Genomic DNA, 18,441 nt, shown 5'->3' on the forward strand with positions numbered 1-18,441 from the left:
CCAGGACGGGCACGGGCCCGGGACAGGCACGGGCCCGGGACAGGCACGGGGCTGGGGACGGGGTGGCGCAGAGCGCGGCGTTCGGGCCGCTGCTCCCATGCTCCCGTATGTCCCCGCTCCGCGGGTGCCTGCTTTGGTCCTGCCGATGAGGGCCTTAGGGCCCGGTTCCGCGCGGCGCCCGGCCGGGTAGGGCCGCCCGGCCGGTCAGACGACCGCGACCGGCAGGGTCTCGAAGCCGCGCAGCACCAGGCGGTCGCGGCGGGTGGGCGGGCCCGCCGGGGCCAGTCGGGGGAAGCGCGCGAGCAGCGCCGGCATGGCGACGGCCGCCTCCAGCTTCGCCAGCTGGGAGCCCAGGCAGTAGTGCGCGCCGCCGCCGAAGCTGAGCGGCTGGCTGTCGGTACGGGTGGGGTCGAAGACCGAAGGGTCCGGATAGCGGGCCGGGTCGTGGTTGGCCGCCCCGATGAGGACGAAGACGACGCTCCCGCCGGGCACGTCCACGCCCTCGACGGTGAGGCCGTCGGTGAGGGCGATCCGGGAGGTGAGCTGGACCGGGGAGTCGAAACGCAGGACTTCGTCGGTGAGCGCGGCCGGGCTGATGGCGCCCTCGCGCAGGCCGGCCGCCACCTGCGGGTGCTCGAAGAGCAGGGCGAGGCTGTTGCCGAGCAGATTGGTGGTCGTCTCGAAGCCCGCCACCAGCAGGAGTACCAGGTTGGCCAGCAGCTCCTGGTCCGACAGCCGGCCGGTGTCGGCCGCCGCGACCTGGACGAGCGCGCTGACCAGGTCGTCCTCGGGGTGGGCGCGACGCTGGGCGGCGAGCTCGGCGAAGTAGCGGGCCAGCTCGTCGGCGGCCTCGTCGGCGACCTCCAGCTCGGACCAGAGCGAGACCAGCTCCAGGGCGCCGGTGAGGTCGGCGGTCAGGCCGCGGAACCGGTAGCGGTCCGCCTCGGGCACTCCGAGCAGTTCGCAGATCACGCCGACCGGCAGCCGGAAGGCGAAGGCGTCCATGAAGTCGACGGGCGAGCCGTCGGCGCCCTGGCCGGCCATCTCGTCCAGCAGCCGCTCCACGGCGGCGACGACGGCGGGCTCCAGTGCCGCGACCCGGCGGGCGGTGAACACGGAGGCGATCAGGGAGCGGACCCGGGCGTGGTGCGGGGCGTTGCTCTGCAGGATCGAGCGGCTGAGCAGGACGGCCGAGGAGTGCTCCAGGAACTCCGGCTCGAACCGGGCCCGCATGTCGGTGTCGGCGACACCGAAGGCGGGGTTGCGCAGGATCTGGTCGGCGGTGCGGTGTCCGACCGCCAGGAACATGTCCGGGCCGCACGGCGTGACCGGCCCCAGTTCGTGGGCGAGCCGGTAGAGCGGGTACGGGTCGATCCGTCCCTCGGGCGTCATGAGCTGCTCGATGATCGCTTCGCCGTCCATGCGGCTCCCCTCCCGTACCCACCCCGTGGTCCTGCCGTCCGGTCAACCGCTACGGCACGCCGCAGAGTTCCCGCGGACGCGCGTTGGGCGGGCGGGCGGCAGCCGGTGGGTACCCTGACGGAATGGAGATCTGGATCAACCCGCGTTGCGGCAAATGCCGGTCGGCGCTCACCGAGCTGCAGGCCGTCGGGGCCGAGTACACCGTCCGGCGGTACCTGGAGGACCCGCCGACGGCCGACGAACTGGTGCAGGTGCTGAAGCGCCTGGCGCTCGAACCCTGGGACATCACCCGGCTCGACGAGCAGGCCGCCAAGGACCTCGGCATGAAGCAGTGGACCCGCGAGCCCGACGACCGGGCCCGCTGGATCGCGGCGATGGCCGAGCACCCCATTCTGATCCAGCGCCCGATCATCACCGCGGACGACGGGCACGCGATCGTCGCCCGGACGCCGGAGGCCGTGAAGTCCGTGCTGCCGCCGAAGGCCTGACGGCCGGCGCAAGCGGCCGGCCGGTGCCGCCGGACGGTCAGTGCCGCTGGACGGTCTTGACCGGCTCGCCCGGACGCCAGGAGCGGACCAGCAGGTGGTCGCCCTCGAGCGTGGTCAGCACCACCTGGTCCAGCTCCATCCGGAAGGCGTGGAACGGGCCGGGTGGCGGCGGCTCGGGCAGCTCCGACTCGTACGCCGTCAGCTCCACCGCGTCGGTGATCTCGACCGCGTGACCGGCGATCTTGGCATCGCCGCCCGCCATCGAGGAGTCGCCCGGGTTGCTGTGCAGCGCGTAGCGGGCGTCCCGCTGGAGGTCGCGGGCCTTCACCGCGCCGTACATCGAGCCGATCGTCAGATCCGCGCCGATGAACTGCACCTCCGTACCGCTCACCCGCGGTGATCCGTCGCGGCGCAGCGTCGCCAGCACATGGTGCTTGTTCGCCTCGAACCGGGCCCGCACCGCAGGGGCCAGATCCGGTGCTTCGTGTTCGAAATCCTGCCAGGTAGCCATGGCGCCAGTCTGGCACCCGGCGCTGACAACGACCCTGATTGCGGGTGCCGGGTGCCACACTGGCGCCATGGCTGAGTCGACGACCTACATCGCGTTCCTGCGCGCCGTCAACGTGGGCGGGCGCACCGTGAAGATGGAGCGGCTGCGCGAGCTGTTCACCGAGCTGGGACTCGGCGGCGTCCGGAGCTACATCCAGACCGGCAACGTCTTCTTCACCACCGGGGAGACCGACCGCGCCGCCCTCACCCGGCGGATCGAGGAGCACCTGGCCGCCGCCCTGGGATACCCCGTGCCGGTCATGCTGCGGACGGTCGAGGAGGTGGAGGCGCTGCTCGCCGCCGAGCCCTTCGCCGGGCACGAGGCCGGGCCGGACGTACGCCTGGTCCTGGTCTTCCTCTCCGAGCCGCTGCCGGCCGGCTACGAGCTGCCGCGGAAGTCCCCCAAGGGCGAGTACGAGGTCATCGGCGCGGACGAGGGCACGGCCTTCGTGGTGATGCACCTGCTGGGCGGCCGGATGAGCACCAACCCGGGCGCCGTCTTCGGCAGGTCCTACCCCGGCCAGGGAACGGGGCGGTTCCTGCACACCACGGCCAAGATCCTCGCGGCCGCGAAGAAGGCCTGACCGGGGCCTGACCGGGGGCCGCCGGGGACGGCCCCCGCCGCGCGGCGGGATGACGGCCCCTCGGCTTCTGGACAGGCCCGGGCGGAACGCCCGACAATCGGGCCATGACGTCTGCTGATTTCCGGACCCGGGTGGCCCGCCCGTCGGAGGCCGAGCGGGATCAGGCGCTCGACGTGCTCCGGGACGGGGCGGGGAGCGGGCGGCTGTCGCACCACACGTTCATGACGCGGATGGAGATCGTGCTCCAGGCCCGCAGCCGGGCCGAGTTGGACGCGGTGATGGCCGATCTGCCGGGCGGCGGACGGATGGCCCGGCTGATGCTGCGGACGGTCGGACGGATCTCCTCCCTCGGGGTGGGGCTGCGCGGTGCCTGGCACGTGGAACGGCTGCCGGGGCTGCACCTGCCGGAGGCCGGTTCGGCGCTGCTGACGATCGGCCGGCGGCCCGGCTCGGGGCTGCGGCTGAGCGACGCCTCGGTGTCGCGCACGCATGCCGAGTTGCGGCGTGAGGGCGGCGGCTGGGTGCTGTACGACCTGGGGTCGACGAACGGGACGCACGTGAACGGGCACCGGGTGGCCGGCGCGGTCCGGGTCCGGCCGGGTGACCAGGTGCAGTTCGGCAACCTGGGGTTCCGGCTCGCCGCCGGGTGACGCGGGGCCGCCCGGGCCGGCTGGTCAGTGCGGGAACTGACGGGGCGGTCGCTGCTGCGGCAGGCCGTCCCGGAACTCCTCCACGGCCGGACTGATCTGCCGGGTCAGCACGGTGTGCTCGATCCGGTCCAGGTAGAGGTGCTCGGCGGCGAGGGCCTCGACGGTGGCGGCGAAGTAGAGCGTCATCAGCGGGTTGACGAAGAGGGTGCTGTCCTTCGTCCGCTCCGTGAAGCGGACGTCACCGAACCGGCCGGCCAGCGCGGCGGCGACCGAGCCCTGGACGATGCTCGGGTACTCGGGGAAGGCGGCCCGGGCGTGCTCGACGGCGTCCAGGTAGAGGGCTCCCTCACGGCTCCCGCGCGGGATGGAGAAGGCGCCGAGGTAGCCGCCGGCGCGCTCCAGGGCGGCCAGGTTCTCCAGTACCAGTGCGTGGTTGACGCCGTGGTGGGCGTCGATGCCGAAGCCGAGGCAGGCGACCAGGCGCTCGGGGATCTCGGGCATGCCGGCCACCGCGCCCAGGCTCGCCATGTCCTCCTCGGGGGTGCCGAGACCCGCTTCGTCGCCGCGCATCAGGATGTCCGTGCCGCCGTCGACGAGCAGGATCGCGTCGATCCCCAGCTCCGCGGCGAGCGCGCGGTAGGCGGCGCGCAGCGGCTGGACGCCGACCGGGGGGAAGGCCCAGACGGTGTCGGGCATGCCGTGCAGGTGCAGCCAGCGGGCCAGGGTCCGCTCGGGGAAGTACGGTTCGGCGGAGGAGGTTTCGGGGCGGATCGCGGCGACGTCCGGGGCCAGCCAGACGTCGGTGTCCAGGCCGTACAGGTGGCTGAAGGACAGGTTGGCGAGGTGGACCTCGTGGCCCGCCGCCCGCAGGGCGAGGGCCAGCGGCAGGCCCGCGTAGACGTCGAAGCCGCCGCCGGCGCCCGCGATGAGGATCCGGTCCGCGGCCCTGAGCCGGGTGAGCAGTGGAGGCTCGAAGAGGGAGGTCATCGGGCGGAGGCTAGCAGGACAGCGGCGACCCGGGCAGCGGGTTTGTCGGTGGCGGGTGGGAGGATTCGCGCATGACCCAGGAATCGCCGCTCGCCCCCGATGTACTGCACGATGCCGAAGAGCGCGCTCGGGAGCTGATCCGCGGCGGTTTCCAGGAACCGGACGAGATAGCCGAGTCCCTGGTGGACTTCCTGGACGACCAGGGGATGACGGAGGACCAGGCGGAGCGGATCGTCGCGCCGTTGTGGGAGGAGCGGCTCGCGGAGCAGGCCGGCTGGCCTGCGGTGACGGACGTCGACCGGCTGGTGGAGGCATTCGACGCACTGGAGTCGGACGGGATCGTCGCGGCGATGGACTTCACCTGCTGCAGCAGCTGCGGCTACGCCGAGATCGGCGGCGAGGCGGACGAGGACTCGCGCGGTTTCGTGTTCTTCCACGAGCAGGACACCGAACGGGCCGCGTCCGGCGGGGGCCTGACGCTCCGCTTCGGCGGGTTCCGGCACTCCGAGGAGGAGACGGTGGAGGTCGGCCGCGAGGTGGTGGCGGCGCTGGCCGAGGCCGGGCTGAACGCGAAGTGGGGCGGCTCGGCGGACGAGGCGATCACCGTCACGCCGCTGACCTGGCTGCACCGCCTGCCCGAGTGACGGGTGCCCGGGCCGACGGCCCGGGTCCTACTGCCGCGCCGGGGGCGCTTCCTGACGGCTGCCGCACGGGCGGGTGAGGAATCCCTGTGCCGGGCTGCGGAGTCCGGGGGGACGCCGTTGCCGGAGGCGGCCGCGATGAACGGGCCCCGCTCCGGACTCCCGGTCGCCCCGGGCGTGGACGGGTTCAGAAGAACAGGTTCGGGAGGGCGGGTTCAGGAGGGCGGGTTCAGCCGGCCGGGCCCCGGACGGCGGCGACGCCGGCCAGCAGGATCGTGAGGCCCCGTTCGAACCGCTGCTCGTAGCCGGTGAACAGCTCCCGGCTCGCGGCGGCGGCGCGCGGCCGGTCGGGGCCGATCCGCTCGGCGCGGACGGCCGGGTCGTAGGCCGGCGCCGGCTCCTCGCCCGGCAGCGGGCGGACGGCCTGCTCCTCGATCACGAAGCCGATGGTGTAGGCGTACGCGGTGAAGAACGCCTGGACGGCGTCCGCGAGTTCGAAGCCCGCGTCGGTGAACATCCGCAGCAGCAGCTCCTGACCCGCGCTGTGGCCGTGGTCGGTGAGGCGGGTGCCGCTGAAGACCTTGGCCCCGTCGCGGTAGCCGAGCAGGCTGCCGCGCAGGGTGCGGCAGGTGGCGGCGAGTGCCTCCCGCCAGTCGGCGGGGACGCCGGCGGGCCCGGCGCTCATCCGGCGGAGCATCTCGGTGGCCATCTCGTCGAGCAGCTCCTGCTTGTTGGCGAAGTGCCAGTACAGAGCCGGTGCCCTGACGTCGAGTTCGGTGGCGATCCGGCGCAGCGTGAGGCCGTCCAGGCCGGTCTCGTTGAGCAGCCGCAGGGCGGTGTCGACGACCTGTGTGCGGTCGAGTTTCGGTGCCACGCCGGTCCTTCGTGAGGTGTTCGCGGGCCGGGCTCCGCCCCGGCCCCTTGACAATTTAACACTGTTAAGCCGATGCTCTGGGACGTCAGCAACTTAACAATGTTAAGGAGACTCCGGTGAGCACTCCCCCTGCGGACACCCGGAACACGGACGTCCTGAACACCGACGTCCTGATCGTCGGCGCCGGCCCGACCGGCCTCATCCTCGCCTGCGACCTCGCCCGCCGCGGCGTGCCCGCGCTGCTGGTGGAACGGGCCGACGCCCTGTTCCCCGGCTCACGCGGCAAGGGCCTCCAGCCCCGCACCCAGGAGGTCTTCGACGACCTCGGCGTGATCGACGCCGTCCGCGCGGCCGGCGGCCGCTACCCGCTGATGATGGGCTGGGAGGACGGCGAGCGGCTCGGCACCTGGGATCTCATGGAGCGCGGCACGCCGGACTCGTCCACGCCCTACCCCGAGGTGTGGATGGTGCCGCAGTGGCGCACGCAGGAGATCCTGTACGCGCGGCTGCTGGAACTCGGCGGCTCGGTCGTGTTCGGCACCGCGCTGAGCGGCGTCGAGCAGCACCCGGACCGGGTGGAGGCCGCGCTCACACGGCCCGACGGCAGCGCCGCCACCGTCACCGCGCGGTACCTGGTGGCCGCCGACGGCGGGCGCAGCGCGGTCCGCCGGGCGGTCGGCATCGCGATGCACGGCGAGGAGGTCGACCCCCGGCCGGCCCTGGTCGCCGACCTGCGGATCGACGGGCTGGACCGCGACAACTGGCACGTCTGGCCGAAGGCCCCCGGCGGTGCGATGCTGCTCTGCCCGCTGCCCGGCACCGAGGACTTCCAGCTGTTCGCGCAGTTCGAGGACGAGGACGCCCGCCCGGACACCTCTCCGGACGGCGTGCGCCGGGCCGTCGCCGCCCGCAGCCACCTCCCCGGGAGCGCCGTACGCGAGGTGCGCTGGGCGTCGGACTTCCGCCCGCGGGCGGCACTCGCCGAGCGGTTCCGGGCCGGGCGGGTCTTCCTCGCGGGCGACGCCGCGCACATCCACTCCCCCGCCGGTGGCCAGGGCCTGAACACCAGCGTGCAGGACGCGTACAACCTGGGCTGGAAGCTCGCCCACGTGCTGCGCGGCGGCGCGGACGAGGCGCTGCTCGACAGCTACCAGGAGGAGCGGTTCCCGGTCGCCGCCGAGGTGCTCGGCATCAGCACCGGCCTGCACCACGCCGATCGCGGCGCCGGCGGCGGGACACAGGTGCGCCGCGGCCGGGACACCGACCAGCTGGGGGTCGGCTACCGGACGGGGCCGCTGACCGTGGAGGCCCGGGAGGGTCTGGCCGAGGACGCGCTGCACGCCGGGGACCGGGCACCCGACGCGCCGTACCGGGGCGAGGACGGTACACCGCTGCGGCTCTTCGACCTGTTCCGCGGCCCGCACTCCACGGTGCTCGCGGTGGACTGCGACCTGCCCGCCGTCCCGCCCGGCGTGCGGTCGCTGCGCCTGGCCGGCGGCGACGCCCGGGCGGCGTACGGGCCGGGCCTCTTCGTCGTCCGCCCGGACGGGTACGTCGGGCTCGCCACGCACGACCCGGCCGGCCTGCCGGGGTACCTGGCGCTCCTGGGCGGGTAACCGGTGGTCAGGTCGCCGGGCCCCAGAGCGGCTTGGTGCAGCGGTCGTAGGTGTCGCGCCAGTGCGGCCAGTGGCGCGCGACGCTGTCGTCGCAGTCGGCGAGCAGGCGCTGGACGGTGAAGTCGTCCACGCCGTCCAGCAGCCAGGTCAGGGCGTCGGCGGTGCCCGGGCCGTCGGCGGCGCGCAGCAGGTCGAGCAGCTCGGGCAGGGTGCCGACCCGGGAGGTCTCGGCGAAGACGTGTCCCATCCGGGGCAGCAGCTGGCGCTCCTCGATCCGCAGGTGGGTCTCCAGCCGGGCCGCGAGGTCCTCGACGGCGTACGCGACCGGCCAGGCGCTGCTGGCGTCCCGGGTGGCGATCCGGACCAGGGTGGTGACCCGGGTGAAGGAGTGGTCGAGGTTGTGGTGGTCGTCCTCCAGCCAGTTGAGCAGCAGGCGCAGCTCGGGCGCGAAGCGGCGCAGGATCGGCCAGAGCCGGGTGTCCTGCTGCTCGTGGTGGCAGGTGAGCATCGCGATGAGGAAGTCCCAGTGCCGCTGCAGGGCCTCGCCGCGCTCGTCGTCGCCCGGCTGGAGCAGGCGCAGCGCGTCGGGCAGCCGGGCGAGGTCGCGGCGCAGGGCCGCGTGCACCAGGCGCAGTCCGGCGAAGCGCACGGAGGTGTCCGGGTCCTCGGTGTCCTGCTCCTGCCGGGGGGTCGCCTGAGCGGGGACGTGCGGGGACTTGACGGGCAGCAGATGGCTGGGCATGACGCTCTCTTCGCAGGCCGGGTCTGGGATCACCAGGGTGGTGACAGTCGATCAGGAGCGAATGAATGTCCGATTGACGTGCAGGTCAGGGGGCTGCTCCGGCCCGCCGGGCCGCGGTCAGTCGCTCTCGGGGCCGGCCAGGTTCTGGGTGAGCCACTGCAGGGTGTCCGGGATCATCTTCTTGAAGTCGGTGGTGAGGTGCTTGCCGCCGGGCTGCTCGTAGTAGTCGACCTTGAGCGGCGCGGCGGCCTTGGCCACCCAGTCCTTGACCAGTTTCATCTCGTAGCCGTTGGCGCCGCCGGCGGTGGCGAGCATCCGGACGTCGGCCTTGCCCTGGGTGACCAGCACGTCGGGGCTGTTCGCCAGCCGGTCGGCGTCGTGGCCCTTCCAGAGCGGTGAGTCGGGGTTGAAGTAGCCGTCGATCGGGACGGCGGCCCGGAAGGTGCCGGGGTGCTGGAGCGCCAGTTTGGCACTGCAGAACGCACCGGTGGAGGCACCCATCAGGCCCCAGCCGTCGCGGCCCCGGACGGTCCGGAAGTTCGCGCGGACGAAGTCGGGGATGTCCTCGGCCATCCAGGTGCCGATCCTGGGCTGGCCGGGGATGTCGCTGCACTCCAGTGCCTTGGCCTCGTTGGAGTCCAGGTTCTGCACCGGCATGATCATGATGAACGGGTGCGCCCTGCCGTCCCTGGAGAGCTGGGCGTCGGCCTCCTGGATCGGCAGCTGGTTGTCCGTCCAGGTGTTGTAGCCGGCGCTCTGGCCGCCCGCGAACAGGGTCAGCACCGGGAACCCGGTGCTCGCGTACTTCGGGTCGTTGTACTGCGGCGGCAGCCAGACCCAGACCTTGCCCGAGACCCCGGACTTGGGGCCGGCCAGCGTCGTCATCATGATCTGCCCGGCGGCGGTGTCGCGGGCCTTGCCGAAGGTGGCGGCCGGTCCGGTCGGCATCAGCACCCTGCTGGGCCTGGGCGGCGCGGTGGGGGTGGCGGCGGCGCTGGACGGCCCGCCCGTGGTGCTGCCGGCCGGGGCGGGCGAGGGCGGCCCGCCCTTCGCGGTGTCGCCGTTGCCCACCCTGGTACTCCCGCAGGCCGCCAGCGTCGCGACCAGCGCGAGGGCTGCGGTACCGGTCAGGACGGCGCGGGAGCGCGAGGGCTGCGGCTGCACGGTGAGGACTCTCCGACCGGTGTCACGCCCGGTCCGTCGGGAGCCGGGCGGTGGCCCCCGGGTGGGGCCGTGGCGGGACCGGGACGCAGGCGGGTGGCACGGCGCCCCGGGGCTGCGCGCCGCCCCGGACCGGGGCCGTGCGCCTTCCCGCGATCTTATGACGCGGGGGTGGAAGGGCCGGTTGCGTACGGACCTGTTCCGGCCCGGGGTTTCCCCGGGATCCGGCCGAACGGCCGAACGGCCCCCGCCGTCCGGCGGGGGCACATGGGAAACCGCCCCCGCCGGACGGCAGGGGCGGCATCACTCTTCGGGATGACAGCAGCTCCGGATCAGCGCCGAAGGGTCAACAGGACGGGCGCCGGAGGTCGATGACGTCGCTCCACACCCGGACGACCTCCGGGTGCCGCAGGTCGGGCTCCGCGCCGAGGCCGGGCCCGGCCGGCAGGATCAGCCGGCCCTCGCTGATCTGCTCCCCGCCGCCGGTGACCGCGCCCCGCCAGGGCACCTCGCCGAAGGCGTACTCCAGCGGCGCGGCGCCGATCGCGGCGGCCAGGTGGGCGCTGTGCAGGGTGGCGACCGGCCCGCTGGGGTTGTGCAGGGAGACCGCGGCGCCGGTCGCGCGGGCCAGTGCGAGCGCCGCCCGCGGCCCGCCCGCGTGCTTGACGTCGGGCAGCAGCACGTCGAGCAGCCCGGCCGCGGCCTCGACCTGCTCGGTGCGGTGGGCGAGTTCGCCGCCGGCCAGGGTGAGGCCGGTGAGGCCGCGCAGCCGGGCCAGGTCGGCCGGGCGGTCGATGCCGACGCCGTCCTCCAGCCAGCCGATCCCCAGTTCGGCGAACGGCTCCAGCAGGGGCGCGAGGTCGTCGAGCGAGAGCCGTTCGTGGCAGTCCACCAGGATCGCGACCTCGTCGCCGACGGCCTCGCGGACGGCCTGCACCCGGGCCAGGCCGAGGTGCGGCAGGCGGTCGCCGCCGGGGGTGTCGAAGGGCGCCAGCTTCACCGTGCGGAAGCCGGCCCGGACGGCCGCCAGCGCGGTGGCGGCGACCTCGGCCGGCGCCCGGCCGCCGGGGGCACGGTTGATGTTGGCGTAGAGCTCGACGGACTCGGCGGGCGCCGCCGCGGCCGGGGCGCCCGGCCCCGCGGCCGCCTCGGCGAGCAGGGCCCGGAGCGGGCGGCCGGCCCGCCGGGCGGCCTGGTCGAGTTCGGCCTGCTCGATCGCCCCGGCTATCGTGCGCCGGGTGAACTCGCTGACGTCCGGGGCCTGCTGGCCCCAGGCGGCCAGCTCGCGCAGTTCGCGCAGGACGGCCGCGAGCGGCCCCGCGTCGGAGCACTCGCCCCAGCCGGTCACGCCGTCGGCGTCAGTGATCCGCAGCAGCAGCCAGTCGGTGTGCCCGCTGACCGCGACGTGGTGGAGTTCGGCCCGCTGGACGCGCGCGCCGACGGCGGCGGCGGGCCCGGTGGCGGAGGTGGTCGTGGTGGTGGTCGCGGTAGTGGTCACAGCAGCCCCAGAGCGGTGAGCGGTTCGGTGATGACCCGCTCCAGGACCGGCACGGCCGAGGAGCGGACGAGGGTACGTGAGCCGAAGACGGCGGGCACGATGTCCGCGGCGACGTCCTCGCCGCGGTGACTGCGGCAGGCGACCTCGCGGCGCAGCTCGTCCAGGTACTCGTCGGCGATCAGGATGCCGCCGGCCAGCACCACCCGGCTGGGGTTGACGAGGTCGACGATGGTGCTGATGGCCCGGCCCGCGTTGCGGGCGCGCAGGCGCAGCAGTTGCTGGGCCCGGGGGTCGCCGGTGCCGGTGCCGGCCGGGCGGGCGGCCGCCACCAGGCGCTCCAGCGCGAGGTTGTCCGGCTCGGGGCCGGAGGCCTGCGGCGCCGCCGGGATGACCCCGGCGGCCCGGGCCTGGGCGACCAGGGCGGTGTCGGACGCGGTCACACCGAGACAGCCGGTGCCGCACTGCGGGCAGCGGACGGCCGGGTCGTCGGTGGCGGGCAGGTGGTCGATGGCGCCGGCGGCGGCGCCGGGGCCGCGGTGCACGGTGCGGTCGACGACGATGGCGGCGCCCGACACGTTGCCGATGAAGACCAGCACGAAGTCGTCGACCTCGCGGCCGGCGCCGAACCAGAGCTCGGCGCGGGCGATGGCCCGGACGGTCTGCTCCAGCAGCAGCGGGCCGGGGAGCTCCTGCGCGAGCAGGTCGAGCAGCGGGACGCCGCGCCAGCCGAGCGGGCCGTGCTCGACGACCGTGCCCTGCGCGTCGTCGACCCAGCCGCCGATGGTGACGCCGGTGCCGGCCAGCCGCCGGCCGCCGAGCCGCTCGGCCAGGAAGGCCCGGACGCCTTCGGCGGCCTGCCGGGTGATCCGGGCGGGGGTGAGGTCGGGCAGCTCGCCGTGGCTGAGTTCGCGCTCGGCGATGACGCTGCCGTCGAGGGCGACCAGTCCGAAGGTGGTGCGCAGCAGGCCGATGTGCAGGCCGAGCGCGACGGTGCCGTCGGGGTCGACCCGCAGCGGCACCCGGGGGCGGCCCTGGGTGGGCTCCATCGGGGGGAGTTCGCCGATCAGTCCGGCCCCGACCAGGGTGCTGGTGAGTTTGGTGACGCTCGGGGCGGAGAGCCCGGTGTGGCGGGCGATCTCGGCGCGCGACACCGGGCCGTGGGCGAGCACCGCCCGGAGCACGGCGGAGGCGTTGCCCTGGCGCATCAGTTCGGCCCGCTGACCTGCTGTGACCAAGCCCTGGGGCTGGTCGTTGCGGACGTCCACGAAGGCTGCCTCCTATCGGTCGCGGTGCCGGCCGGGTCTCGGCCCCGTCGACTTAGTTTCAGAAACTAAGTCACATCGGGGGCGCCGGGCAAGCCCCTCGGCGGGACGTCTCGCCATACGGGAGGCAGCCGCCCGGCCCGGTCTTCGGCTTCTTCCACCAGTGACGCCGCGCCCCGCGATCGGTGACCATCGTGGGACCAGCACCCCCGACGAGGAGCCAGCCATGCCCCAGCAGACCGCCGTCATCACGGGAGCCGGCAGCGGCGTCGGACGCGCCGTGGCCCTGGAGCTCGCCGCGGCCGGCTGGCAGCTCGTGCTCGCCGGGCGCCGGGCCGGGCCATTGCGGGAGACCGCACGGCTCGCCGGGCAGCAGGCCGCGGCCGTCGTCCCCACCGACGTCACGGACCCGGCCTCGGTGGACGCGTTGTTCGCCGCGGCCGCCGGGCGCTTCGGCCGGGTGGACCTGCTGTTCAACAACGCCGGGACGTTCGGCACGCCGACCCCGGTCGAGGATCTGGGCCACGCCGAGTGGCGGGCGGTGGTGGACCTCAACCTGACCGGCGCCTTCCTGTGCGCACAGGGGGCGTTCCGCCTGATGAAGGACCAGGAGCCGCAGGGCGGGCGCATCATCAACAACGGTTCGGTCTCCGCCCACGTCCCGCGGCCGCACTCGATCGCCTACACGGCGACCAAGCACGCCGTCACCGGGCTCACCAGGTCGCTCTCGCTGGACGGGCGCCCGTACCGGATCGCCTGCGGCCAGATCGACATCGGCAACGCGGCGACCGACATGACCTCGGCGATGAGCGGCGGAGTGCGCCAGGCGGACGGACGGACCGCGCCGGAGCCGACCATGGACGTCGCCGACGTGGCCCGGACGGTGCGGCACATGGCCGGGCTGCCGCTGGAGGCGAACATCCAGTTCGCGACGGTGATGGCGACCGCGATGCCGTACATCGGCCGGGGCTGACCGGAGCGCGGGCGAGCGCGGGGCACGAAGCCGGACGGCCGCCCCGCCTCACCGGTGGACCGGGAGGCGGGGCGGCCGTCGAAGGGGCGGACGCTCAGGGCGTCACGGGCGCCAGGTGTCGCTCAGCGTGACCTGGCCCGAGGCCGGGACGGTCGCGGTGCGGTTGGCACCGGACTCCCAGGTCACGTTCCCCGCGGCGTCCTTGCGGATGTACTTGTACTCGAAGGAGGTGCCGGCCGCCAGTGCGACGTCCAGCTTCCAGACCGGGTACGCGCTGGAGGAGAGCAGCAGCGCGTTGGCCGGGGCCCAGGTGCCCAGCGAGGCGACGCTGCCGACCACGTAGATGTTCTGGCCGACGGTCGTGGTGGCGTTCACCGCGAACGACGCGCCGCCGGTGACCGAGGTCGCGGTCGCCGTGGGGCTGGCGGTGGCGGTCGGGGTGGCCGTGGCGGAGGGCGAGGCGGTGGCGGTGCCGCACGGGTCGCCGCTGCCGACGACGCCGTCCTTGACGGTCACGTTGCCGTTGCCCAGCGCGTAGTTGGCGCTGTTGTTGTTGTCCCAGGTGCCGGAGCCGTTGTTGAAGGTCGCGGCCAGGCCGGTGGCGCTGCCCAGGTCGACGCTCTTCTTCACCCAGCCGGTGCAGGCGGCGGTCATCGCGACGCCGGGCGCGGTGGTCCAGGTACCGCCGGTGGGGGCGTAGTGCAGGTTGTAGGCGGCCCAGTTCTTGTTGGTGCTGTAGAACACGGTCGCGCTGTTGGTGCCGCCGGTCGGGGTGGCCGTGGCGGTCGCGGACGGGGTGGCGCTCGGGCTGGCGGTGGTGCCGCTGGCGCCGACGTACAGCGCGACGGCCTCGCCGGCCGCGACGGTGGCGGTGAACCGGCCGTCCCCGCCCACGGTGTAGGTGGGGCCGGTGCAGCCGCCGCCGGTGGTCGGGTCACCGTGCTCGACGTCGCAGTAGGTGCCGGCCGGCAGCGAGGTCTGGAAGGTCTGCGTCACCGAGCCGGACTCCCGGTTGATGGCGACGTAGCCCTTGCTGCCGCGGCCGAAACCGATCGCGTTGTTGCCGTTGGACCACCAGTTGGTGATGCCGGTGCCGGCGACCGCGTTGCGGAACCCGACCATGTTGGCGACCTGGCGCCACGCGTGGGTGCAGTTCCAGCCGTCGCTGTAGCACGCGTTGACGGTGCCGCCGTTCGGCGGGCCGTCGTCGTTGTTCGAGAAGGCGTAGCCCGAGTACACGTTCGGCGAGCCGTACGGGTTGGCCAGCAGGAAGACGTTGGCGAGCGTGTAGGCGCTGCCGTACTTGTAGTTGAGGGTCGAGCCGTTGCGCTCGGTGTCCCAGTTGTCGACGAAGGTGCGGGCCTGCGCGCTGCCGAGCAGGCCGTTGCCCCAGCTGGACAGGTCGGAGATCTTACCGCCGTTGAAGGCGCTCTTCAGCCAGGTCGCGCTGCGGAACTCGTCGACGTCGCCGCTGCCGGTGTACTCGGAGGGCTGGATCGGCTCGCCGCCGCCGTAGATCACCTCGTGCACCCAGTAGGCGCTGGGGTTGGACATCTTGGACTTGATCGCCGCGAGTTCGCCGGCGTCGATGTGCTTGGCGGCGTCGATCCGGAACCCGTCGACGCCCATCGAGGCCATGTCGCTCAGGTAGTTGGCGATGGTCTGCTGGACGTACGCGCTGCCGGTGTTCAGGTCGGAGAGGTTGACCAGCTCGCAGTTCTGGACGTTGCCGCGGTCGCCGTAGTTGCTGATCGCGCTGCGGCAGGAGTGGAAGTCCTGGTCCCCGAAGTAGCCGGGGTAGTTGTACTTGCCGTAGTTCGTCCCGCCGGTGCCGGTGCCGGAGCCGGCCGACATGTGGTTGATCACCGAGTCGGCGACCACCTTGACGCCCGCCGCGTGGCAGGTGTTGATCATGTTCTGGAAGGACGTCCGGTCACCGAGCCGCCCGGCTATCTTGTAGCTGACGGGCTGGTAGGAGGTCCACCACTGGGAGCCCTGGATGTGCTCCGAGGCGGGCGAGACCTCGACGTAGCCGTAGCCCTTCGGGCCGAGCGTGTCGGTACAGGCCTTGGCGACGGAGTCGAAGCGCCACTCGAAGAGGGTGGCGGTGACGTCCTTGCTGCCGGGCGGGGTGGCCTGCGCGGTGGGGGCGATCGTCAGCGCGGTGCCGACCGAGAGCGCGAGCGCCGCCGCGGCGGTGAGCGCTCCGGCGACGCGTGCGCGCCGGCGGGTGGGGGTGATGGGGACCACGGTGTCTCCTGGGGGCTGAGGTGGCAGCCTGGTGCCGTCCGCGGGTGCGGGGAGTACGGACGGCGGGGGCAGGGGCCGCTTGAGAAAGCTTGCTGAAACTTTCAGGAAACTTGCAGCGCCGAACCTACGACCGCCCCAACGCCGCGTCAAGGGCCCGGAACGCAACGATTCGTGAGCCGCTCGCGGCGGCCCGTGTGACATTTCCGGCCGCCGGGGCATCTACCTCTACGGGGGGCCGGGCGGACGGCCGGGCAACGCACACGGAGGACCGGGGGCGACCATGGGCGGAGCGGGCACGAACGGGGTGCGCGGGGGCGGGCCGGACGACTCACGGGCCTTCGGGTTCGAGGAGTTCGCGGCCACCCGCGCCGCCCGGCTCTTCCCCCTCGCGTACCTGATGTGCGGCGACTGGCACCAGGCCCAGGACCTCGTGCAGAGCGCCCTGGTGAAGATCTACGCGGCCTGGGGGCGGCTGCACCACGGCCCCGAGGAGTACTCCCTGGACGCCTACGCGCGCAAGGTCCTGCTCCGCTGCTACCTCTCGCACCGCCGGCTGCGGCGCTCCGACGAGATCGCCGTCGCGGAGGTCCCCGACTCCCCCGCCGCCCTGGACGGCCTCACCGCCCGCAGCGCCGACCTGCGGCTGGCCCTGGTCGCGGCGGTGCGCCAACTCCCGCCGCGCAACCGGGCCGTGGTCGTGCTGCGCTACCTGGAGGACCACAGCATCGAGGCCGTCGCGGGCATGCTCGACACCAGCCCGAGCGCCGTGAAGGGGCTCAGCACCCGCTCGCTCGCCCGGCTGCGCGAGATCCTCGCCGAGGACCGCGAGCTGCTGCTGCAGCCCTGACCGGCCCCCGGCGCCCCCGGCGGGGTCAGACCGCGTCGGGCCCGCGCTCACCCGTACGGACCCGGACGATGCCCTCGACCGGCACCGACCACACCTTGCCGTCACCGATCTTGCCGGTGCGGGCGGCGAGCACGATGGCTTCCATCACCTGCTCGGCGTCCTCGTCCTCCACCACGACCTCGATCCTGGCCTTGGGGACGAGGTCGATCCGGTACTCGGCGCCGCGGTACACCTCGGTGTGGCCGCGCTGGCGGCCGTAGCCGCTGGCCTCCGTCACGGTCAGTCCGTGCACTCCGATGGCCTGCAACGCGTTCTTGACATCGTCGAGCTTGAAGGGCTTGACGATCGCGGTGATCAGCTTCATACGGTTCAGGCCCTGTCGGACGAGTGCGTGAGCACGGTGGCGTGGGCCGTCGTTCCATGGCCCAGAACGCCGTGATCGTACGCGTTCTCGGCGTGCACGGCGAGGTCGAGGCCGGTCAGTTCGTGCTCCTCCGCGGCGCGGAAGCCCATCACCCGGTCGATGCCCCGACCGATGGCGTACGTCATGGCGAAGGCGTACGCGCCCACCACGACGACCGCGACCAGCTGCTTGCCGATCTGCGCGAACCCGCCGCCGTGCAGCAGCCCGGCCGGGCCGCCGGTCATCGTGGCGGTCGCGAACAGGCCGATCAGCGTGGTGCCGATGACGCCGGCGACGAAGTGCACGCCGACCACGTCGAGCGAGTCGTCGTAGCCGAAGCGGAACTTCCAGCTGACGGCGTACGAGCAGACCACGCCGGCGGTGAGGCCGATCGCCAGCGCGCCCAGCAGGTCGACGCTGCCGCAGGACGGCGTGATGGCGACCAGTCCGGCCACCGCGCCGGAGGCCGCGCCGAGCGTCGTCGCGTGGCCGTCCCGGCGCTTCTCCACCAGCAGCCAGCCGAGCAGACCGGTGCAGCCCGCCGCCTGGGTGTTGAGCACTGCCGAGGCGGCCAGGCCGTTCGCGCCGAGCGCGGAGCCGCCGTTGAAGCCGAACCAGCCGAACCACAGCAGGCCCGCGCCCAGCAGCACCAGGGGCAGGTTGTGCGGGCGCATGGCCTCCTTGCGGAAGCCGAGGCGCGGCCCGAGCAGCAGGGCGAGCGCGAGGCCGCTGGCGCCGCAGTTCACCTCGACCACGGTGCCGCCGGCGAAGTCGAGCGCGCCGAGGCGGTGCAGGATCCAGCCGTCGGGTGCGAACACCCAGTGCGCGACGGGGACGTACACCAGCAGCGTCCAGACGGCGGTGAAGGCCACCCAGGAGCCGAACTTGGCACGGTCCGCGATGGCGCCGCTGATCAGTGCCGCGGTGATGATCGCGAAGGTCAGCTGGAAGGTCGCGAACAGCACGGTCGGCACGTGCCCGGTCAGCGAGGAGGGGGTGATTCCGGCCATCCCGAGGTGGTCCAGGCTGCCGATCAGGCCCCAGCCGCCGGCGTCGCGGCCGAAGGCCAGCGAGTAGCCGGCCAGCAGCCACACGACGGTGACCACGGCGATCGAGACGAAGCTCATCATGATCATGTTGAGCACGCTCTTGGTGCGCACCATGCCGCCGTAGAACAGCGCCAGGCCAGGGGTCATCAGCAGGACGAGGGCGGTGCTGGCGAGCAGCCAGGCGGTGTCACCGGTGTCGAGACCGGTGGTGGAGTCAGCCAGGAGCATGCGGATCGAGCCTTCCCGAGCGGCGGCCCGCGCACCGGTGGAAGCGGGCGGGTCGGATGGGAGAGTGTTGCCCGGCCAAATTACTGGTTGCAGACACGGGTGTTTCCGCCGTGTTTCGTGTTGCGTCCGGGTTTCCGCTCCCTCACCGCGCGGCCCGGCCGCCGAAGGCCGGGAACCCGCCGGGCAGCAGCGGGCGGGGCCCGGCAGCCTTGGCTGC

At 73.5% G+C, this 18,441-nt stretch carries 18 protein-coding genes; 7 read left to right on the forward strand and 11 right to left on the reverse strand.

Annotated elements, in window-relative coordinates; all coding sequences use genetic code 11:
- Positions 1 to 204: 204 nt before the first annotated feature.
- A complete protein-coding gene (locus ACFUK0_RS28400; protein ID WP_380255146.1) occupies positions 205 to 1,422 on the reverse strand; it encodes a cytochrome P450 in 1,218 nt (405 codons plus the stop codon).
- Between the two features lie 122 nt (positions 1,423 to 1,544).
- Between ACFUK0_RS28400 and ACFUK0_RS28405 the strand changes: the two genes are divergently transcribed.
- Positions 1,545 to 1,910 (forward strand): arsenate reductase family protein, encoded by a 366-nt coding sequence (locus tag ACFUK0_RS28405; RefSeq protein ID WP_380255148.1) that lies wholly within the window; start codon positions 1,545 to 1,547, stop codon positions 1,908 to 1,910.
- A 37-nt stretch (positions 1,911 to 1,947) separates the two neighbouring features.
- On the opposite strand, the gene ACFUK0_RS28410 is transcribed toward ACFUK0_RS28405, so the two are convergent.
- Positions 1,948 to 2,421, reverse strand: coding sequence for a pyridoxamine 5'-phosphate oxidase family protein (locus tag ACFUK0_RS28410; RefSeq protein ID WP_380255150.1), 474 nt, complete (start codon positions 2,419 to 2,421; stop codon positions 1,948 to 1,950).
- A gap of 67 nt (positions 2,422 to 2,488) precedes the next feature.
- Here ACFUK0_RS28410 and ACFUK0_RS28415 point away from each other — a divergent pair, with 67 nt between their 5' ends.
- Both ACFUK0_RS28415 and ACFUK0_RS28420 read left to right on the forward strand, forming a co-directional pair.
- Entirely contained in the window at positions 2,489 to 3,043 is a 555-nt protein-coding gene (locus ACFUK0_RS28415; RefSeq protein ID WP_380255152.1) for a DUF1697 domain-containing protein, read from the forward strand.
- A gap of 104 nt (positions 3,044 to 3,147) precedes the next feature.
- The gene (locus tag ACFUK0_RS28420) at positions 3,148 to 3,693 is read left to right on the forward strand and encodes an FHA domain-containing protein (protein WP_380255154.1); all 546 of its coding nucleotides are present in this window, start codon (positions 3,148 to 3,150) and stop codon (positions 3,691 to 3,693) included.
- 24 nt (positions 3,694 to 3,717) lie between these two features.
- On the opposite strand, the gene ACFUK0_RS28425 is transcribed toward ACFUK0_RS28420, so the two are convergent.
- On the reverse strand, positions 3,718 to 4,680 hold the full coding sequence (locus ACFUK0_RS28425) for a DUF1152 domain-containing protein (protein WP_380255156.1): 963 nt from the start codon (positions 4,678 to 4,680) through the stop codon (positions 3,718 to 3,720).
- 71 nt (positions 4,681 to 4,751) lie between these two features.
- On the opposite strand from ACFUK0_RS28425, the gene ACFUK0_RS28430 reads away from it, so the two are divergent.
- The gene (locus ACFUK0_RS28430) at positions 4,752 to 5,324 is read left to right on the forward strand and encodes a DUF6891 domain-containing protein (protein ID WP_380255158.1); all 573 of its coding nucleotides are present in this window, start codon (positions 4,752 to 4,754) and stop codon (positions 5,322 to 5,324) included.
- 226 nt (positions 5,325 to 5,550) lie between these two features.
- Here the strand turns inward: ACFUK0_RS28430 and ACFUK0_RS28435 are convergent, their stop codons facing one another.
- The gene (locus ACFUK0_RS28435) at positions 5,551 to 6,195 is read right to left on the reverse strand and encodes a TetR/AcrR family transcriptional regulator C-terminal domain-containing protein (protein WP_380255160.1); all 645 of its coding nucleotides are present in this window, start codon (positions 6,193 to 6,195) and stop codon (positions 5,551 to 5,553) included.
- A 116-nt stretch (positions 6,196 to 6,311) separates the two neighbouring features.
- Here ACFUK0_RS28435 and ACFUK0_RS28440 point away from each other — a divergent pair, with 116 nt between their 5' ends.
- A complete protein-coding gene (locus ACFUK0_RS28440; protein ID WP_380255162.1) occupies positions 6,312 to 7,811 on the forward strand; it encodes an FAD-dependent monooxygenase in 1,500 nt (499 codons plus the stop codon).
- A gap of 7 nt (positions 7,812 to 7,818) precedes the next feature.
- Here ACFUK0_RS28440 and ACFUK0_RS28445 read toward each other — a convergent pair whose 3' ends face one another.
- The 4 genes from ACFUK0_RS28445 to ACFUK0_RS28460 form a co-directional block, all read right to left on the reverse strand.
- A complete protein-coding gene (locus tag ACFUK0_RS28445; RefSeq protein ID WP_380255165.1) occupies positions 7,819 to 8,553 on the reverse strand; it encodes a hemerythrin domain-containing protein in 735 nt (244 codons plus the stop codon).
- 117 nt (positions 8,554 to 8,670) lie between these two features.
- Complete coding sequence (locus ACFUK0_RS28450) at positions 8,671 to 9,717, reverse strand: alpha/beta hydrolase (RefSeq protein ID WP_380255167.1); 1,047 nt, start codon at positions 9,715 to 9,717, stop codon at positions 8,671 to 8,673.
- Between the two features lie 343 nt (positions 9,718 to 10,060).
- Positions 10,061 to 11,212, reverse strand: a complete 1,152-nt coding sequence (locus tag ACFUK0_RS28455; protein ID WP_380255169.1) for an enolase C-terminal domain-like protein — start codon at positions 11,210 to 11,212, stop codon at positions 10,061 to 10,063.
- The gene (locus ACFUK0_RS28460) at positions 11,209 to 12,477 is read right to left on the reverse strand and encodes an ROK family protein (protein ID WP_380255171.1); all 1,269 of its coding nucleotides are present in this window, start codon (positions 12,475 to 12,477) and stop codon (positions 11,209 to 11,211) included. Before ACFUK0_RS28460 ends, ACFUK0_RS28455 begins: the two co-directional genes overlap by 4 nt.
- A gap of 223 nt (positions 12,478 to 12,700) precedes the next feature.
- On the opposite strand from ACFUK0_RS28460, the gene ACFUK0_RS28465 reads away from it, so the two are divergent.
- Positions 12,701 to 13,447 carry an SDR family oxidoreductase gene (locus ACFUK0_RS28465; RefSeq protein WP_380255173.1) on the forward strand — a complete coding sequence of 249 codons (747 nt, stop codon included), beginning with the start codon at positions 12,701 to 12,703 and terminating at the stop codon, positions 13,445 to 13,447.
- Between the two features lie 102 nt (positions 13,448 to 13,549).
- Here the strand turns inward: ACFUK0_RS28465 and ACFUK0_RS28470 are convergent, their stop codons facing one another.
- The gene (locus tag ACFUK0_RS28470) at positions 13,550 to 15,697 is read right to left on the reverse strand and encodes a carbohydrate binding domain-containing protein (RefSeq protein ID WP_380255175.1); all 2,148 of its coding nucleotides are present in this window, start codon (positions 15,695 to 15,697) and stop codon (positions 13,550 to 13,552) included.
- A gap of 280 nt (positions 15,698 to 15,977) precedes the next feature.
- On the opposite strand from ACFUK0_RS28470, the gene ACFUK0_RS28475 reads away from it, so the two are divergent.
- Entirely contained in the window at positions 15,978 to 16,544 is a 567-nt protein-coding gene (locus tag ACFUK0_RS28475; protein WP_380255177.1) for a SigE family RNA polymerase sigma factor, read from the forward strand.
- Between the two features lie 25 nt (positions 16,545 to 16,569).
- On the opposite strand, the gene ACFUK0_RS28480 is transcribed toward ACFUK0_RS28475, so the two are convergent.
- Together ACFUK0_RS28480 and ACFUK0_RS28485 are read right to left on the reverse strand one after the other, a co-directional pair.
- Positions 16,570 to 16,908 carry a P-II family nitrogen regulator gene (locus ACFUK0_RS28480; RefSeq protein WP_380255179.1) on the reverse strand — a complete coding sequence of 113 codons (339 nt, stop codon included), beginning with the start codon at positions 16,906 to 16,908 and terminating at the stop codon, positions 16,570 to 16,572.
- A gap of 5 nt (positions 16,909 to 16,913) precedes the next feature.
- Positions 16,914 to 18,224, reverse strand: coding sequence for an ammonium transporter (locus ACFUK0_RS28485; RefSeq protein WP_380255181.1), 1,311 nt, complete (start codon positions 18,222 to 18,224; stop codon positions 16,914 to 16,916).
- Between the last annotated feature and the right edge of the window lie 217 nt (positions 18,225 to 18,441).

The organism is Kitasatospora sp. NPDC057223 (assembly GCF_042669755.1).
In the GTDB taxonomy this organism is placed as follows: Bacteria; Actinomycetota; Actinomycetes; order Streptomycetales; family Streptomycetaceae; genus Kitasatospora.